Origin of the sequence: Winogradskyella damuponensis, from assembly GCF_039538385.1 — a bacterium.
In the GTDB taxonomy this organism is placed as follows: domain Bacteria; phylum Bacteroidota; class Bacteroidia; order Flavobacteriales; family Flavobacteriaceae; genus Winogradskyella; species Winogradskyella damuponensis.
The window spans coordinates 404,964-423,643 of sequence record NZ_BAABCB010000015.1 but is presented as its reverse complement, the minus strand read 5'-3'; the positions used below and the strand labels follow the sequence as shown (position 1 = coordinate 423,643).

Annotated in this window: 12 protein-coding genes and 1 tRNA gene; 5 read left to right on the top strand and 8 right to left on the bottom strand. The window is 33.0% G+C overall.

Annotated elements, in window-relative coordinates; genetic code table 11:
• Positions 1 to 35 precede the first annotated feature (35 nt).
• The 4 genes from ABD730_RS07745 to ABD730_RS07730 all read right to left on the bottom strand — a co-directional run bounded on the left by ABD730_RS07745 (position 36) and on the right by ABD730_RS07730 (position 6,885).
• The gene (locus ABD730_RS07745; RefSeq protein WP_334471281.1) at positions 36 to 707 is read right to left on the bottom strand and encodes a Crp/Fnr family transcriptional regulator; all 672 of its coding nucleotides are present in this window, start codon (positions 705 to 707) and stop codon (positions 36 to 38) included.
• 109 nt (positions 708 to 816) lie between these two features.
• Positions 817 to 3,087 carry a T9SS type A sorting domain-containing protein gene (locus ABD730_RS07740; protein ID WP_344713746.1) on the bottom strand — a complete coding sequence of 757 codons (2,271 nt, stop codon included), beginning with the start codon at positions 3,085 to 3,087 and terminating at the stop codon, positions 817 to 819.
• A gap of 119 nt (positions 3,088 to 3,206) precedes the next feature.
• Positions 3,207 to 5,474, bottom strand: coding sequence for an aconitate hydratase (locus ABD730_RS07735; protein WP_334471284.1), 2,268 nt, complete (start codon positions 5,472 to 5,474; stop codon positions 3,207 to 3,209).
• A gap of 274 nt (positions 5,475 to 5,748) precedes the next feature.
• A complete protein-coding gene (locus tag ABD730_RS07730; RefSeq protein WP_344713744.1) occupies positions 5,749 to 6,885 on the bottom strand; it encodes an acyltransferase family protein in 1,137 nt (378 codons plus the stop codon).
• A 22-nt stretch (positions 6,886 to 6,907) separates the two neighbouring features.
• On the opposite strand from ABD730_RS07730, the gene ABD730_RS07725 reads away from it, so the two are divergent.
• Complete coding sequence (locus ABD730_RS07725; RefSeq protein WP_344713742.1) at positions 6,908 to 8,053, top strand: hypothetical protein; 1,146 nt, start codon at positions 6,908 to 6,910, stop codon at positions 8,051 to 8,053.
• Positions 8,053 to 8,655, top strand: coding sequence for an SCO family protein (locus ABD730_RS07720; RefSeq protein WP_344713740.1), 603 nt, complete (start codon positions 8,053 to 8,055; stop codon positions 8,653 to 8,655). Before ABD730_RS07725 ends, ABD730_RS07720 begins: the two co-directional genes overlap by 1 nt.
• Before the next feature lie 62 nt (positions 8,656 to 8,717).
• Here the strand turns inward: ABD730_RS07720 and ABD730_RS07715 are convergent.
• Positions 8,718 to 8,793, bottom strand: a tRNA-His gene (locus ABD730_RS07715).
• A 59-nt stretch (positions 8,794 to 8,852) separates the two neighbouring features.
• Positions 8,853 to 9,575 (bottom strand): bacillithiol biosynthesis deacetylase BshB1, encoded by a 723-nt coding sequence (gene bshB1 / locus ABD730_RS07710; RefSeq protein WP_334471291.1) that lies wholly within the window; start codon positions 9,573 to 9,575, stop codon positions 8,853 to 8,855.
• A 222-nt stretch (positions 9,576 to 9,797) separates the two neighbouring features.
• On the opposite strand from bshB1, the gene ABD730_RS07705 reads away from it, so the two are divergent.
• The 3 genes from ABD730_RS07705 to ABD730_RS07695 are packed head-to-tail and all read left to right on the top strand — an operon-like array spanning position 9,798 to position 14,044.
• On the top strand, positions 9,798 to 11,636 hold the full coding sequence (locus ABD730_RS07705) for an SLC13 family permease (RefSeq protein WP_334471293.1): 1,839 nt from the start codon (positions 9,798 to 9,800) through the stop codon (positions 11,634 to 11,636).
• Positions 11,637 to 11,693: 57 nt separating this feature from the next.
• Positions 11,694 to 13,304, top strand: coding sequence for a phosphoenolpyruvate carboxykinase (ATP) (pckA, locus tag ABD730_RS07700; RefSeq protein WP_344713736.1), 1,611 nt, complete (start codon positions 11,694 to 11,696; stop codon positions 13,302 to 13,304).
• A 56-nt stretch (positions 13,305 to 13,360) separates the two neighbouring features.
• The gene (locus ABD730_RS07695; protein ID WP_344713734.1) at positions 13,361 to 14,044 is read left to right on the top strand and encodes a DUF2490 domain-containing protein; all 684 of its coding nucleotides are present in this window, start codon (positions 13,361 to 13,363) and stop codon (positions 14,042 to 14,044) included.
• Between the two features lie 3 nt (positions 14,045 to 14,047).
• Here ABD730_RS07695 and ABD730_RS07690 read toward each other — a convergent pair whose 3' ends face one another.
• Both ABD730_RS07690 and ABD730_RS07685 read right to left on the bottom strand, forming a co-directional pair.
• Positions 14,048 to 15,202: a trans-sulfuration enzyme family protein gene (locus ABD730_RS07690; protein WP_344713733.1), complete on the bottom strand. Its 1,155-nt coding sequence runs from the start codon at positions 15,200 to 15,202 to the stop codon at positions 14,048 to 14,050.
• 135 nt (positions 15,203 to 15,337) lie between these two features.
• Positions 15,338 to 18,589, bottom strand: a complete 3,252-nt coding sequence (locus ABD730_RS07685) for a cytochrome c biogenesis protein CcsA (protein WP_344713731.1) — start codon at positions 18,587 to 18,589, stop codon at positions 15,338 to 15,340.
• Between the last annotated feature and the right edge of the window lie 91 nt (positions 18,590 to 18,680).

Here is an 18,680-nt window from a genome sequence, read left to right as displayed (position 1 = left end):
CGACCACAACTTCTTTAAATGTTAGATAGCTAACACTATGCTGATTTTTTTAAGATTCTTATTTCTTTTCTGTTAAAATCTAAGTAATTTTCCTCTTTTAACTCATTAAGCAGAATATTTATTGTTGGTCTCGATGTACCTATAAGCGAAGCAATATCTTTTTGAGTATAGGGATGCTTAATAACATAATCTCCGGTTTTGTCACAGTCGTAACCAAAATCTACACAAAGTTCATCTAGAAATTCAATTAAGCGTGTTTTAGTATCTTTAAACAATAACAATTGTAACCTACGCTCTAATTTTTTAAACTTTAAACCAATGAATTTATAGACTTTAAAACTAAAATTTTGATTGTCTCTCATTAAATCGTGCATGGTATCAACACTTATAGGACATATAGAAGTTTCGTTATCTATGGACTGTGCAAATTCATCACGCTTATCATCTCCTAGAATAGCTTTTTCACCAAATAATTCACCTTTAGTAAGAATGGCTTTTACGATTTCATTTCCATCTTCACTGTAATAGCCAATTTTAACTTTTCCATGTTCAATTAAATAAACTTTATTGGCAGCATCTGCTTCAATATAGATATAGTCTTTCTTTTTGTACGAACAAAAATTATGTTCGTTAGTATAAATCTTGACTTTATGAGGACAGAGCACCTTAAAAAGATTAACATTATCAAAGAACCATAGTGACTGCATTTAGAAGGTGTATTTGTTAGATAGCATAATTGTCGAGATAAAAATAGCATCCTAACATAAAAAAGCCCTTGATTTCTCAAAGGCTTTACTTTTATAAAAACGTTAGAGATTACTCTTTAATAATCTTTTTTGAGCCCCATTGTCCTTTATCATCTTTAGCTTTCACGAAATAAACACCATTTTCTAAAGACGATAGATTGAGTTCTAGTGTTAAAACGTATTGTTCCTTTTGCGTTAATACTATTTTTCCTAAAATATCAAAAACAATAACTTCAACGTTTGATTGTTCTGAACTAAAACTCAAACTCACCACATCTTTTAAAGGATTTGGAAATAGTATATATTGAGAATTAAGACTATTTTCTGTTAAACTTAGAGGAGCTACAAATTCAGTATTAAAAGTATTTGTTATTACAGGCGCATTAAAATCGAAAACAATAGCTGCTGTATTAGGCACTATATCACCTATTTCATAGCCTGCTAATGGCTTTATCTTATAGTATACAAATCCATGACTATTAGGTTCGTCAGTAGTTTCATCGGCCAAATTAATATTATTGAATTGCCACGTTAAGGCATCAAAATCGCGTTCAACTACGTACGAATGACTTGCGCTTAACATTTGAAATGTAGTTTTGTCTAACTTTGGATCTAAAACATTTTCTATGGTTACATTTATTGCACTAGCAGTCCCCACATTTTGAAACCTAATCGTGTAATATAAATAATCGTCTTCTGTAAAACTTACATGTTCAATCTCTGGTCCATGAGATTCGTTAATATCATTGGGATCATAAGAACCTATAATAATTTCTGATAAACTAGAGGAATTATTTTCAACGACCACATCACTGGAAGATGTTGTATACTCTGCAACATTGGTGATCATATCTCCTAAATTCGCAGAAGTGGATACTAATAAATCAATATAAATTACTTCACTTTCACCAGGCAATAAGTTTATAAAATCTAAGGTAAATCCATCTACCGTTGGTGTAATTGAATTACCTGTACTCAACCCTATTGCTCCAGAATAGGTTACCAAAGGATCCTTAGTAAACGCTACAGTGCCAGAACTGACTGTGGATTCTCCATTATTTTTTATAACAAGCATATTTCTATATGTAAATCCTGGTCTAGGAGCTGACCAATATGATAGTAAATTCACTGAAATATCATCACAAGTATCTTGTACTATTAAATTCATCTCTGAAATTTGAACACACTCTGAGTTTATACTGCTCTCAACTCTTACATATATAACTTCATCACTAGCTATATAATTTTGAGGCGAAGCTATAGCGTTTGCACTACTTTCGGCATCAACCAAAGTAGTATAGTAACTAATATTATATTGATACGTGCTTAAACCAGATAACAGCAAAGTATTTTTACTTGTTAAATCAAAAGCACCAATGCCATCAGTAGAGGAGCCGCTTGTATTATCACAAACAATATAATCTAATTCTGTATTTGGAGTTGGTTCTGAAATGGATAATAATTGAAATTGGGTAATGCTTAGATATGGATCGCAATTAAAATTAGTGTTATTTGGATCATATACCCTGGCATAAATAGTTTGATTAGGCGACAATGCCGTATAAGTAGAAGCATTCGTTATTGGATTATTTAGATTACTAGCATCATTATAGCTAACAAAATAATTAACCACTGCTAATTGTTGTCCGCCAATAATTTGAGCATCATTTGTAGTTAAATCAAATACGTTGTCCGTTGCATCAATAGAACAATCTCCCATATTAGGAACCCAAATAGCAAATAAAATCGGAAAATCGGGAATAACCTCTAAAGGAATAATATCTACACATGAACCATCATTTTCTTCAATACGTAGATATAATATAGTTACATAGTCATATACTTGATAATAAGTAATATTGTTATTATTACCTAGAATAGCGTCACTCTCAGTATAATAATATCTAGTTGTTATATTAGAAGCGTTAAATAAATAGTAATGGCTCTGCAAATCATCAATAAAAAAATCATTACACTGAACAAATTCATAGTTGTTATTGTATAGGTAGTCACTCTTTAAGATTTGAACCCAACCTATAAGATTACTATTATCAGAGAACGTTGCTACAACTTTATAATATCCAAGTCCATTGCTATTTCCAGTGATTGTTAATAAAGGATCCGTTGCACCAACAATTTCTTCGTTTGCAGAACTAATTGAAAATCCATAATACCATTGATAAGTAATATTTGTATCTGTTGTATTTATTACAGTTCCATCAAGCTCAAGAGAACCAGTTTCACATAAATATAAAGTAGATGGTAGTTCAATGGTTTGTGCCAAAATTTCATTGGTTTGCAATAACAAGATGAAACTTAAAAAGAGTAGTGTTTTTTTCATAAATTTATATTATAAGAACGAATATACTCTTTTTAATTTAGGGTTAATCCTTTATTAATTGGCATAAAAAAATCCGTTAGAATTTCTAACGGATTTTTATAGTTTATATCACTTAATTATTAAGAGTTTTGCTTTTTAATTAAATTTAAAGCAGAACCTTCATTATACCAATCAATTTGTGCATCATTATAAGTATGATTCAATGCGATTACATCTTTACTTCCATCTGCATGAACAACTTCTAAATGTAATTGCTTATCTGGTGCAAATTCATTTAAATCTATAAAGTTGAAGGTGTCATCTTCTTGAATTAAATCATAATCAGCTTCATTAGCAAAAGTTAAACCTAACATACCTTGTTTTTTAAGGTTTGTTTCGTGAATACGAGCAAAAGATTTTACGATAACTGCAGCAACACCTAACTGTCTTGGTTGCATAGCTGCGTGTTCTCTAGAAGAACCTTCACCATAATTATGATCACCAACTACTATTGATTTTACTCCAGCTGCTTTATACGCTCTTGCTGTATCTGGTACACCACCAAATTCACCTGTCAACTGATTTTTCACAAAATTAGTTTTCTTACCAAAAGCATTTACGGCACCTATTAAAGTGTTGTTGGCTATATTATCTAAATGACCTCTAAAACGTAACCAAGGTCCAGCCATAGAAATATGGTCGGTAGTACATTTTCCGAAAGCTTTAATTAATAACTTAGCTCCTGTAATAGAATTACCAAGAGGTGTAAAAGGCTCTAATAATTGTAAACGCTCAGATGTTGGACTCACAGAAACCTCTACTTGACTTCCGTCTGCAACTGGCGCTAAATACCCATTGTCTTTTACTTCAAAACCTTTAGGAGGTAATTCCCATCCTGTAGGCTCATCAAACATAACTTCTTCTCCATTTTCGTTAATTAACTTATCCGTCATAGGATTAAAGTCTAAACGTCCTGCAATAGCTATTGCAGCTGTAATTTCTGGTGAAGCTACAAAAGCATGTGTATTTGGATTTCCATCTGCACGTTTAGCAAAGTTTCTGTTAAATGAGTGAACAATACTGTTTTTTGGTGCATTTTTAGGGTCGCTATATCTTGCCCATTGTCCAATACATGGACCACAAGCATTCGTAAATATTTTAGCATCTAATTTTTCAAAAATTCCTAAAATACCATCACGTTCAGCTGTATAACGTACTTGCTCAGAACCAGGATTTATTCCTAATTCAGCTTTCATTTTAATGCCTTTATCTATGGCTTGTTGTGCAATAGATGATGCTCTTGATAAATCTTCATAAGACGAGTTCGTACAAGAACCTATTAATCCCCATTCTACAGCTATAGGCCATTCATTTTCATTTGCAATTTTAGACATATCTTTACCAACTGGTGTTGATAAATCTGGAGTAAAAGGTCCATTTAATAAAGGTCCTAATTCAGATAAATCAATATCAATTACTTGGTCAAAATATTGTTCTGGGTTAGCATATACCTCTTCATCAGCAGTTAGGTATGGTCTAATTTTATTAGCTTCATCTGCAACATCAGCTCTATCTGTAGCACGTAAATAACGCTCCATAGAATCATCGTAGCCAAATGTTGAAGTCGTTGCTCCAATCTCAGCTCCCATGTTACAAATTGTTCCTTTTCCTGTACAAGACATAGATGTTGCTCCAGGTCCAAAATATTCTACAATAGCACCTGTTCCACCTTTAGCTGAAACAATACCTGCTACTTTTAAAATGACATCTTTTGGCGCTGTCCAACCAGAAAGTTTCCCCGTTAATCTTACTCCTATCAGTTTTGGAAATTTAAGTTCCCAAGCCATTCCCGCCATAACATCTACAGCATCAGCACCACCAACTCCAATAGCAACCATTCCTAGTCCACCAGCATTTACAGTATGAGAATCTGTACCAATCATCATTCCTCCTGGAAATGCATAATTTTCTAATACAACCTGGTGAATAATCCCAGCTCCTGGTTTCCAAAAACCAATACCATACTTATTAGAAACAGATTCCAAGAAATTAAACACTTCACTACTCGTGCTATTTGCATTCTTTAAATCGGTAGCAGCACCATCTTTTGCTTGGATTAAGTGATCACAATGCACTGTAGTTGGTACAGCCACTTTAGGCTTACCTGCTTGCATAAATTGCAATAATGCCATTTGAGCAGTTGCATCTTGGCATGCCACACGGTCTGGAGCAAAATCTACATAATCCTTTCCTCTTGTAAAGGCTGTAGTAGGTTTTCCGTCCCATAAGTGTGAGTATAATATTTTTTCTGAAAGTGTTAATGGTTTACCAACAATGTCTCTAGCAGCATCAACGCGCTCTGTCATGTTAGCGTAAACCTTTTTAATCATATCAATGTCAAAAGCCATATAGTATATTTAAGGTTGATAATTAGTTTGTTTGTGTCACAAATTTACGAATTATAAAGGGTTTTAAAAAATATGTAACAAAATTGGGATTTTGTTGAATTAAATACTAGCTTAGTGTGTTTTACTATCAATTCAGCATTTTTAAATATAATTTATTATGCATTTAATAATTCTATAGCAACTTAAATATCAAATTAATAATTACGCTTATTTAGAATAATTATGAATTTGTCACTTACCTATATAATCTTCAAAATATTATGTAAAGAAAAAACTAATTGAAGTATGTTTTGAGCTTTGAAGTGTCCCTTAAATTAGTCAGAGGTCTTTCAAATAAACGATAAACAAAATATGCGCAAATGAGCGTCAAGCTTAAATACGTTAAGATATAAATTAGAATATCAAATTTAGGTAAGTTATCAGTTGGCAAATTGTATTTCATTAATTGCAAAATAATAGAATAATGTAAAACATAAATAGCATAAGATGTTAAGCTAATAAACGTAATTGGCCTACTTATTAGTTTTGGGGCTTTCTTTAATTCACTTAGCATTGGCAATGCCAATAATATAGCTATTGAATTGAGTGGTAAATACCATAAGTTCCAAAATGTAGAGTGCGTTTCAATAAATATATACTGTAAAGGAACTGCAATATTTATAACACCTAAACTTAACACACTTAATCCCATGGCTATATATTTACTTTGTTTCCAAAATTTTGGCTTTACCATAGAGATATAAGCAGCAAAAACGCCATAATAAATAGCATCTATTCTATAAATCACTACTGCTTTTAAATGGGAATTCCAATGATGCATTGTTTTTACATCATCATTAATTGCATAAAGCCATTTAGTTAGTATAAAAATTAAAATAATAAGGAACGTTACGCATAAAAACTGTTTCGATTTTGACAACTTTGTCTTTATAAACAGTGTAAAATACAACAACAAAGGTCCTATTATATAAGCAAACTCTTCAATAGACAAACTCCAAGACTCTACAAAAAAAGAAGGCATTTCTGTAGTCAAATTTTGAAGAAATAGAAAATATGTCCAAAGACGATCTGGTAAAGCCAAACCTAAATAAACGGAGATACCTATGTTTATAATTAATGCTAAATAATAATTAGGAAGTGTTCTAAACCATCGTCTCACCCAAAAATACGAGAGCGATTTAAAATTAAAATTATCAGAGGTATAAAGACGGTAAATAATTCGACCTATAAGGAAGCCACTAAGTACAAAAAATATTTCTACGCCAAGAACTCCTGCAATCCCCATTAAATCTGGAATCACTCCTTGTGCATTTGGCACTATCCAAGATACATGAGAAAAAACAACTAGTACTATTGCCATAGCCCTCATTAGATCTAAACCAAAAACACGTTTTTCACTATGTGCTTGCATAAAATAATAGTACTTTTATTGTGTGAACTCGAAAATACTAAAATATTCAGTTTTATTATTGCTTGTTGCCATAAGTGTTGGTGGAATTTATTATTTAAATCTTCCTAGCAGGCATAAAGCCATTATAAAAACGCGTATAAATCACACTTTTGGCTTGGTTGATAACACTTGGAATATCACAAATAATGACCAAACATTATCGCTTATTACACCAACACTTGTTGTCGACCAGATATACAAATCTATGGAAGGCCCTAAGGTAATGCGCTCCTTTCAAATAGATTCTAAAACGGATGATTTGGTTTGGATAACTTCATTTGAAACCAAGGCCATAAGTACAAACGAAGTCGATACACTCTCCAACGATTATATATGCCATACAAATATTGATTTTTATGATGGCGAACATTATTCGCGCTGGAATTTAAACGAACGCATTGGACAACACTATCCAAGGTTAACTTCAATGAGCAACGGCATTGAAAAGTATAACTTTCCTGATGGTTATGGTTTTCCTGTATTTGGAAATGAAAATTTATTTTTATCCACACAAACTCTTAATCATAATATAAAAAGTGATCCGTTTTCTGTAAAACATCAAATCAATTTAGGCTATAAACCGCATAGTAAAACGATGAAACCGCTACAAAGCAAAACGGTTTTTATTATGTTACCTTATAATACAGATAATCCTTTTCAAGGTCCAACCGAAGCCAATCCTAATATGTGCTTACCGGTTGAAACAGGAAACCATAGTTATAGTAACGATGAAGGAGAAAGCCTTTCTGGTCATTGGGTTGTGTTCCCCGGCAGAAAGCGATATAGTTATGATATTACACATCAACTTCAGCTAAAAGACAGCACAACATTGCACCATATTGCTACACATTTACATCCTTATGCTGAGACATTAACTTTAAAAAATAAAACCAAAGACACAGTAATATTTACATCTATTGCTGAAAATTATACTGATAAAACAGGTTTAAAACGTGTGTCGTCTTTTTCGAGTGCAGAAGGTGTAATGTTGTATCCAGATCATGCTTATGAATTGATACTAGAAGTTAATAACACATCTGGAAGCGATCAGGATATGATGGCGAGTATGTTTCTATTTTTATACGACAAAGAAATGCACGAACAACTAAAAGCTTACAAAGTAAACTAATGAAGCAATTACTATTTGTCTTACTAGCTATAGTACTTATGGGTTGCCAATCGAATGTTGAAGAACTGCCTATTTTAAGCTATAAAATTAACTCTGAAGGCGAAAAAGAAACTTATTCTATTAAATATTCTAATTTTAAAGACCAAGACGGATTACATGTTTCTGCTGAAACCATTCAGAACAAAATTATTGTTGCTAATTTCTTTTTTACACGGTGCCCAAGTATCTGTCCGCCTATGCGAACAGAACTTATTAAAGTTGCTGAAGAGTTTATAACTAATGATGCTGTTCTACTTATATCTCATACCATAGACCCTAAAAATGACACAATTGAAGTCCTAAAAAACTATTCTGAAGCTACAGCAATACCAAATCATAAATGGTTGTTTGTAACCTCTAGTGAAGAAAACACTAAACATTTAGCCGCTCAATTTATGACAAACTTTAAACCTAACGAGGATGGTACAGACTTTTACCATAGTAGTTACATTGCTCTTTTGGATCACAACCAAAACATACGTGGGTTTTATAACAGTTTAATTCCTGAAGAAGTTACCCGTTTAAAGAAAGACATCAAAACGCTTTTGACTTCTATTAATTAAAAGTAGCATTTAAATTCACTCCACAAAAAAAGCCCTTCATTTCTGAAAGGCTTATTACTTTTGGGTGGAAGACCGGGTTCGAACCGGCGACTTTCGGTACCACAAACCGACGCTCTAACCAGCTGAGCTACAACCACCATTTTAAATTGGATTGCAAAGATAATTTATTTGTTATCTCTTGCAAACAGTTTTTGAAATTATTTTAAATCAAATAACGATTCTACGGCCACATAACGCTCAACTGTATAACTCTCAGCATGTTCCACTCCAATTAATCTCCCTAAATTTCTTGCCCTATACTCTACACTATCTGTAAAGTTCTTACTAGATATCGGAGTTTCAGGCTCTTTACTATTAGGATCAAAGAATTGCGTTTTATAAGCTAATACTGATGCTACCTTTTTATCTATAAAACCAGAAACATCAACAACAACATCTGGCTCTAAATCTTTCCACTGTATATAATGGTATACGGCTTTTGGTCGCCAAGCTTCTTGTACTTGACTTTCATCTTTATAAATGGTTTCAATTTTTTTCAATCCACTAAGAAAACAAGCATCACTAACTAATTGGCTTCCTTTTGGGTGATCAATATGCCTATCATCTATAGCATTACAAATAACTAGCTCAGGTTTGTAATAGCGAATCATTTTAATAAGTTCTAATTGATGTGCTTTATCGTTAACAAAGAAACCATCAGCAAATCGCATATTAATTCTAGATTGTACTCCTAATATTTTAGCAGCATTAAAAGCCTCTTCATCACGTGTTTCGGCTGTTCCTCTAGTCCCTAATTCACCTCTTGTTAAATCTATAATACCTACTTTTTTTCCTTTTGAAACTTCTTTTGCTAAGGTTGCTCCACAGCCTAATTCAACATCATCTGGATGTGCACCAATAGCCAAAATATCTAATTTCATACGTCTTTTAGTTTTTTCTAAGTATCAAAAATATTAAAAAGAAGGTAGATAATCGCTTTCTTTTTAATTCGCAAACGGTTTCGATTGCATAAATCTTTTATTTTCTCAAATTTTAGTGGTCTAAATTGAAAAATCCGCAATACTTCTAAAGTATGACTTTCGTCATGAATATTGCTTCCTATTGACTCTATCTTTACGCTATTATTCAAAGATAACGTCCTTATGACCTTAATGTTAGCCATTCTAATTATTACCATTTCCTTATTCATTTGGGGTAAATTCACACCAGATATTATCGCACTTCTTTCTATGTTAAGCTTGTTTGTCTTTGGAATTTTAGATTTAACAGAAACATTAAGCGGATTTAGTAATCCAACCGTGATTATGATTGCTGCTCTATTTATTATAGGAGAAGGACTCTCTCAAACAGGTTGGACTGCTTTGGCTGGTGAAAAATTTATAAAAATGGCTGGCAAAAGCAAAATGAAGCTTTTATTAATAACAACTTTAGGTTCTGGATTACTATCTGGAGTCGTAAGTAATACTGGTACTGTAGCAACACTAATGCCTGTAACCATTGCATCTGCTTGGAGTATTGGTACCTTACCTTCTAAATTATTAATGCCCGTAGCTTTTGGCTCAAATACTGGTGGTCTGCTAACTTTAACAGGCACTCCTCCAAACATTATTGTAAATAATACAATGCTAGAAAGTGGTTTAGAAGGGTTTTCTTTCTTTGAATTTGGACTTATAGGATTACCGCTATTATTATTAACACTACTCTACTTTAAATATATAGGCTACAGACTTTTGCCTAGCAATAAAACCAATAATAAGCCTGTTAATGTTAGCACTACACTTCACCAATGGATTGAAGCATATAAAGTAGATGGCGACTATTATAGATTGAGAGTAAGATCTGTATCTCCATTCTTAAATACCAAATTAGGGGATTGGAATCTTGAAAAAGATTATGGTATTACCATATTACGTATTAAACGTAGACATCCAAACCGTCTAAAAGGTAATCATCCTTTTATTGAACTTCCGACAGACGACACTGAATTTTTATACCACGATATTATTACTGTTAAAGGTAATACTGAAGCGATTAATACCTTAATGATAAAATTTAGATTAGGTCTCTTACCATTAGAACCTATTGCTAATGAATTACGAAACAACCTCATCAATCAAGAAGTTGGTATGGCAGAGGTTTTGGTAACTCCGCAATCTGCACTTGTAGGACGAAATATAAGTTCAGGGCATTTCTTTGAACGTTACAACGTACAACTTATGGCTGCGTCTAGAAATGCAAAACCTTTAATAGACAGAGAAATTACAGTAAAGGCAGGTGATGCGTTTTTAATTAGAGGGCAATGGAGCGCTATTGATGAGTTAAAAAAACACTACGAGCATTTGGTTATTTGTGGTAGTCCTGAAGGCATGGCTAAAACGGTTACAGACCTTACTATTAAATCGTATATCGCATTAGCTGCCTTATTATTAATGATTGCATTATTAGTATTTGAAATCGTACCAGGAGCAGTTGCTGCATTAATATCTGCTGGCCTAATAATGATTACCGGTTGTGTCCCAATGGTAAAAGCTTACAAAGGTATAAGCTGGATAAGCGTTGTAATGATTGCAGCTATGATACCAATGGGAATTGCATTACAAAAAACAGGTACAGCAGAACTGATTGCTAACGGTTTGGTCGCTTCATTAGGAAGCTTACACCCTGTTGTTTTATTAGGAGGTGTGTTTTTACTCACTACAACTTTTAGTCAAGTTATTAATAACTCAGCCACAGCAGTATTAATGGCGCCTATTGTAATTATTGCAGCAAACACGCTTAACATCTCTGCAGCTCCTTTTATGATTGTAGTAGCGATTAGTGCTTCAACAGCATTTTTAACACCAGTAGGTACAACGACAAATGCTATGGTAATGACTGCAGGTGGCTATAAATTTATGGATTACTTAAAAGTAGGTGCGCCATTGCTTCTACTCTTCTTAATAACCTCTTTACTATTAGTGCCATTAATTTGGCCATTTTAAAAGGAACGTGGAATTAAAAAATTATAAATCATGGAAACTTTATTAAACAATTCAATTATGAAAACTAGAGACCTTACTAAATATGGACTTAAGGACACCAAAGCTCATTGGAATCTTTCTCCTGAAAAACTACAAGCCATTACTATTGAAAAAGGAATGGGAAAAGAAACTGCGAACGGCACTTTAGCTATAAATACAGGAAAATTCACAGGACGTTCACCTCAAGATCGTTTTATAGTTCGAGATGAATATACTGTAGATAAAGTTTGGTGGGGAAAAACGAACAAAGCAATTTCCCCAGATAATTTTGATAAACTACAATCTGAAATCACTAACTATTTAAGTGGCAAAGAAATTTATGTTAGAGATGCTTACGTATGTGCTGATCCTGAATATAAAACCAATGTAAGAACTGTAACAGAATATCCTTGGTCTAACATGTTTACTTATAATATGTTTTTAAGATCTGATGAATCTGAATTAGAAAATTTTAAAGAAGAATGGTTGGTACTTTGTGCACCAGGATATGAAGCACCAGATCCTAAAGCTGTTGGATTACGTCAAGGAAATTTTTCAATTCTTAATTTTACTAAGAAAATTGCTTTAATTGGTGGTTCTGCTTATACAGGTGAAATTAAAAAAGGTATTTTTTCTTCATTAAACTTTATTCTTCCGGTTGAAAAAAACGTTTTACCAATGCACTGTTCTGCTAATGTTGGCGAAGATGGAGACACAGCTATTTTCTTTGGTTTATCTGGTACAGGTAAAACAACCTTATCTGCCGATCCAAACCGAAAATTAATTGGTGATGATGAGCATGGTTGGACAGCAGAAAACAATATCTTTAATTTTGAAGGTGGTTGTTATGCAAAAGTGATTGACTTAACTGAAGAAAAAGAACCCGATATTTTTAGAGCCATTAGACCAGGTGCAATTCTTGAAAATGTCATCTTCAAAGACAATGGAGAAGTTGATTATATGGACAGTAGCATTACACAAAACACACGCGTAAGTTACCCTATTTATCATATAGATAATATTCAAAAGCCATCTTATGCTGGTAATCCTACCAATATTTTCTTCTTAACAGCAGATGCTTTTGGTGTATTGCCACCGGTTTCAAAATTAACACCAGGCCAAGCGGCTTACCATTTTATTTCTGGTTACACCGCCAAGGTAGCAGGTACAGAAGCTGGTATTACAGAGCCAGTACCATCTTTCTCTGCATGTTTTGGAGAACCATTTATGCCATTACACCCAACAGTTTATGCTGAAATGTTAAGTAAAAAAATGCAAGATGCAGGTGTCAATGTTTGGCTAATAAATACGGGTTGGAGCGCAGGACCTTATGGAGTTGGTTCTCGTATAAAACTAAAATATACAAGAGCTATGATTACGGCGATTCTTGAAGGGAAATTAGATAATGTAGATTTCGAACAACATCCAATATTTGGCTTATTTATGCCAAAATCATGTCCTAATGTACCTGACGACATATTAGACCCAATGAATACTTGGAAAAATAAAGGCCAGTATGTTAGTAAATCTATTCAACTTGCACATTCTTTCCATTTGAATTTTGAAAAATTTGCAAGTGAAGCATCTCAACAAATCATTGAAGGTGGTCCATTAATTGATGAACACCATCATTTAAACGACCATATTTAATAATTCCATGACTGAAAAGAGCCCAGAAATGGGCTCTTTTTCTTATACAGTCTATTATGAAAAACACCCTATACATCGTATTCGCTTTCATTATATTTCAAGCGCAATTGCATGCACAAAACACAGGAGAAAATAAATTAGGATCTTGGTATGAAGTGACATCATCTAACAAAATAAGTGATAAATTTAGTGTAAGCGGCTCATTCACTAATTGGAACTATGAATTACCCGCTAATAAAGCACACTTACTTTTAGGAATCATAGGGCTGAATTATCATTTTAACCCAAAATTATCCATTGGTTTAAGCTATGCTTATGGTGATATTGATTCATCATTTGAAGTCAATGATATTCCCCATACCAGAGACAATAGAATAATTGAACAGTTAGTCTTTAATCATAAAGCAAACACTATTGGTTTTTCTCATAGGTTAAGATTAGAACAACGGTTCTTAGCATATCCTACAGAAAACCTATTAAAACATAGAATACGTTACCGATTTAAAATTAAAATACCACTAAATAACATGCTCTTTATTTCATCCTATGATGAAATTCATTTCAACTTAAACGCTTTTGATTTTCAACAAAATAGAGCTTTTATGGGTCTGGGTATTTTAATAACCAACACTATAAATACCGAAATTGGTTATGCAAGACATGCTTTTAAAACTAAAAACTTCAACAGACTGTCTCTACAACTAAATTTAAAATGTGATTTTAGACAAAAAACACTTTAAATATTAGTGCTTTGTACTATTTATAGCTTGTTCTATGTCGCGTTTTAAATCCTTTACATCTTCAATACCTACAGAAAATCGAATTAACTGATTGCTAAGTCCAATAGCATCACGCTCATCTTGAGTTAATAATGCGTGAGATGTTAAATGCGGAGATAACACAGTACTCTCAACACCAGCCAAACTCATAGACGATTTAATAAGCTTGAGTTCTTTTTGAAATTGTTGTGAATCGATGCCATCTATCAATTCAAAAGACAACATAGCTCCAAAACCTTTCATTTGTGACTTAGCTAACTTGTAATCTGGATGCGACTTTAATCCTGGATAATAAACCTTTAAAACCTTTGGATGTTTTTCTAACCATTTGGCCAACTTCATAGCATTTTTGGTTTGTGCTTTTACACGCAGCCCTAAAGTTTTCATACTACGTTCTAACATCCAAACAGTCATATCACTTAGACTTCCGCCAAGATTCTTACCAACATTCCATATGCGTTCCATATGTTCATTAGAGCTTGCTACAGCACCAGCCAAGATATCGCTATGACCTCCAAAATATTTGGTTGCAGAATGCATTACCATATCAATACCTAAGTCTATAGGATTTTGATTTACTGGTGATGCAAAGGTATTGTCAATAGAGGTTAAAATACCTTTAGATTTACCCAGTTTTGCAATCGCTTTAATATCTGTGATAGTCATTAAAGGGTTGGAAGGTGTTTCAATATGAATCAATTTTGTGTTCGGCTGAATGGCTGCTTTAAAATCTTCAACTTGATACCCATTGGTAAAGGTGTATTCTATACCATATTTAGGAAATTCTTCTTTTATAAAATTTAAGGTTCCACCATACAACGTATTCTGAACTACCAAATGATCTCCTTGTCGTAAAAAGGCTAAAAACATCGTACTAATTGCTGCCATACCAGAACCAAAAATCATAGCCGATTCTGTATGTTCTAAAGCCGCAATTTTTTGGGCTAAATATTCTTGATTAGGAGTATTAAAATACCGAGGATATCGTTTGACATCCACATCTAAAAACTCATAAGATGTACTTAAATATATAGGAGATACTGCTCCTTTAAATTGTTCGTCCTTAACTTCACCTGTATGTGTGCAAATGGTATTTAAGCCTAGTTTATTTTTAGTCATAATTATGTTTCTAAGAGATGTAAATTTAGTAAAAATGGATGCAACTCATTAGAGAACTCTCAACAAAAAAAATTGGTTGATAAATACTCATATCTATCAACCAATTTTAAAAAAGTATTCTAAAGTCTTTACGTATTATTTGTAATGTCTTTTATATTTCCTGTAAGACAAGAATCCTAATATCGCTATAATACCAATAGTTATGGCAATAAACTGAAAACTTAATATTTGGTCTCCACTAGCATAAGAATGCAATCCTGACAGGTAGAAATTAACACCAAAATAAGTCATAAGAATACTACCAAAAGCGATAATAGACATAAGATTATAGATCCATCGACCTCGTAATCCTGGAACTAATCGCATGTGAATAACAAAGGCATAAATCATAATACTAATAAGTGCCCAAGTTTCTTTTGGATCCCAACCCCAATAACGTCCCCAACTTTCATTGGCCCACATTCCGCCAAGGAAATTTCCAATAGTTAACAATACTAAACCAACCGTTAATGCCATTTCGTTGATTATGGCTAACTCTTTAATATTAATGAGCATTCTATCCTTATTCGCTTTGTTGGTGAAAATCATTAAGACTAATGAAACCACACCTAAAATCATTCCTAAGGTAAACGGTCCGTAACTTGCAACGATTACAGAAACATGTATCATTAACCAATATCCTTGTAATACAGGTTGAAGATTTGCAATAGCTGGATCCATCCAATTCCAATGTGCAATCATTAATATCATAGATGTTACAAAAGCTCCAGCTGCAACAGTTAAACTAGATGTCGTAAATTTTCCTAAAATTGACTTAGAGGTTCCTGTACTATCTTTTTTCTTAGTAACACCTACAATAAATCCAAACAACATGGTAGACCAAGCGACATAAATCATGGACTCATAAGCATCACTCCAAGGTGCATGACCTGACAAATACCATCTCCATATTAAACCTAAAGTATGCATCACAAACAACAATGCTATAACACCTAGCAATACATTTATTGCAACCTTAAGGCCTTTACTTTGGTACTTAAAAATCTGAATAATAATTAAAACAAATAATAATGTACCAGCATACATGTACCAACTAAAGAGCTGTCTAAATACATCGTAATCGTTATACAGAATTTCGGAATTAATTTTCTCGTCAGATAACATGACTTCACTTCCAAAACGCTGTTGTGTTTTTTTAATGCCTTCTAGTAATTCTTCTGCTTTAGAATAATCTCCAGTTTGTTTGGCATTATTTAAAGTGACTAAATACGCACTAAAGCCATTATTTATAAAATTACCGTAAAGCGTATCTTCAATTTTTTCTCTATAGTTTTGCTCTCTAAACTCTAAAGAAGAAATCCATTTATTATTATCATCATTAGGAACAGGAAATATTTTAATAGACCTTCCTTCTATAGCATTATATAATAAATTAACCCTAGAATCTGCCTCTTTTACTTCTTTTTGAAAGCCATTAGGCACTTGTGTTTTGTAAGCTTCTTCTAAATAAGGTGCTAGTTTATACCTACCTTCTGGCGTAAAATAATCTACTAATCTCGAATATTCTTCACCATAATCAATACCTATTATTGACCGTATTGAATCTGCTTTTCTTGGTTTTAAATAAATGATTGGCACATTGTACCAAAGCATAGGACTTTCTTGAATAGATAAAAAGACTTGGTCTGCATCAAATTCTTCATAAACATCACTTTTACTTAATTTACGAAGCATCTCTGAAGCATAGGTATGCATTGGCATCATACGACCACTATAATCCTGAACGACCATTTTAGAAAACTTCGCGGCATGTTCTTTGGGTGTAATATGCACTCTAAGTATTGAGTCTATCTGTGCTTTATCTGTTTTCTTTTGGTGGTTATGACCATCATCTTCTGAATGCACTTGAGCAAAACCAGAGAAACTAATTAAAAGCAAAATCATGGTCATCATTTTTGCTTTCTTCTCTTTTAATTTAGCTAGTCTTTTTCGGATATCATCAAAACGCGTGTTCTTTACAAATAAAATAGCCATCATTGATAAATACAGTAATATATAACCTGCATAAGTAATGTATGTTCCCCAAAAATCATGATTTACAGAAAGGACTGTTCCTTTTTCATCGGGATGAAAACTCGCCTGAAAAAAACGATAACCTTTATGATCCAAAACATGATTCATGTATATATGGTAATCAAAATCTCCGTCTTCTTTATCAAACACAGTTATTTTACTTTCGTAAGAAGAATAGGCTTTTTCCGTACCTGGATATTTTTCAGCAATAAAATCATTAAGTTTAATTTCGAATGGTAGTTTTAACAACTTAGGGCCATATTGTAATGCTATTTCTAAACCACCTACTTTAAATTCTTTCAAAGCGGTATAATTACCAGGACCACCTAAAACACCTACTTTTTTAGTATCACCATTTGCAGTTACACTTAAGACTAGGCCATCTGGATCTGCATTACTTTTTAGAAGCTCCGGCTTTTTTACAACTCCAAAATCACCTTTTACAATAGGTTTTGGCAATACAAACTGCATGTTACCAATAATATATCTAGACCTTAGGATTAAAGGCTGTAAACTATCTTTAATTAACTTGCCTGTAGCACGAGTTGCCATAGTCATGTATTCTCCATCATAAGGAGAGTTAATGAAAAGCCCATCTTCCGTTTCAGTAATATTAATAGCTCCTTCTTGAAACTTATTTAAAGACACTAAAACATTGTGAAGATTAGCTACTGTACCATCCTCTAAAAAGTGATTATGGGCTCCGCTATCGCCTGCCTCTACAACTTTTAAATAGCGCTTTCCAGTTTCATTAGGAATGATATCTTCCTCTGCACCATGAATAAATTCCTCGAGTTTAACAGTTACTTCGGTATCACCATAATCAAAGGTTTTTTCAAAATCATTATCTAATCGTGGAGAAAAATCGACTTCTTCTTCTATTCTTCGTTGTTGTAATTGGCCATTAATTTTATAATCACCAATAATTCGTCCTCCTATATATGTTTTTTGAGAGAAAAACTCACTTTCTGTTTCGCCTTCTCTTATAGGCATCATACCTTCAAACCCTATATAACGTGTCACAAAAGCACCGAACAAGATAAGTATGAAGGATAAGTGCAAAATTAAAGTGGCCCACTTTTCTTTTTTATGCAAACGGAATCTGAAAATATTACCTATAAAATTAATTACAAAAAACACCATTATGGCTTCAAACCACCATGCATTATATATTAGCGTTCTTGTATATGGTGTTGGCGATGTATCCATGTTTCTATCTAGAATAGTACCAACTGCCATTGCAACAGCAAAGGCAATAAATAAAAACGCAGTAAGTTTAGTGGAGAATAGGAAATTAGCGATCTTCTTTTGCATAACTATAGGCTTTTTTAAGCTCGCGCAAAGATAGGATATTTTAGTGATTTGGAAATGAGATTAAAATACTAAAACATGTTAAATTTATACA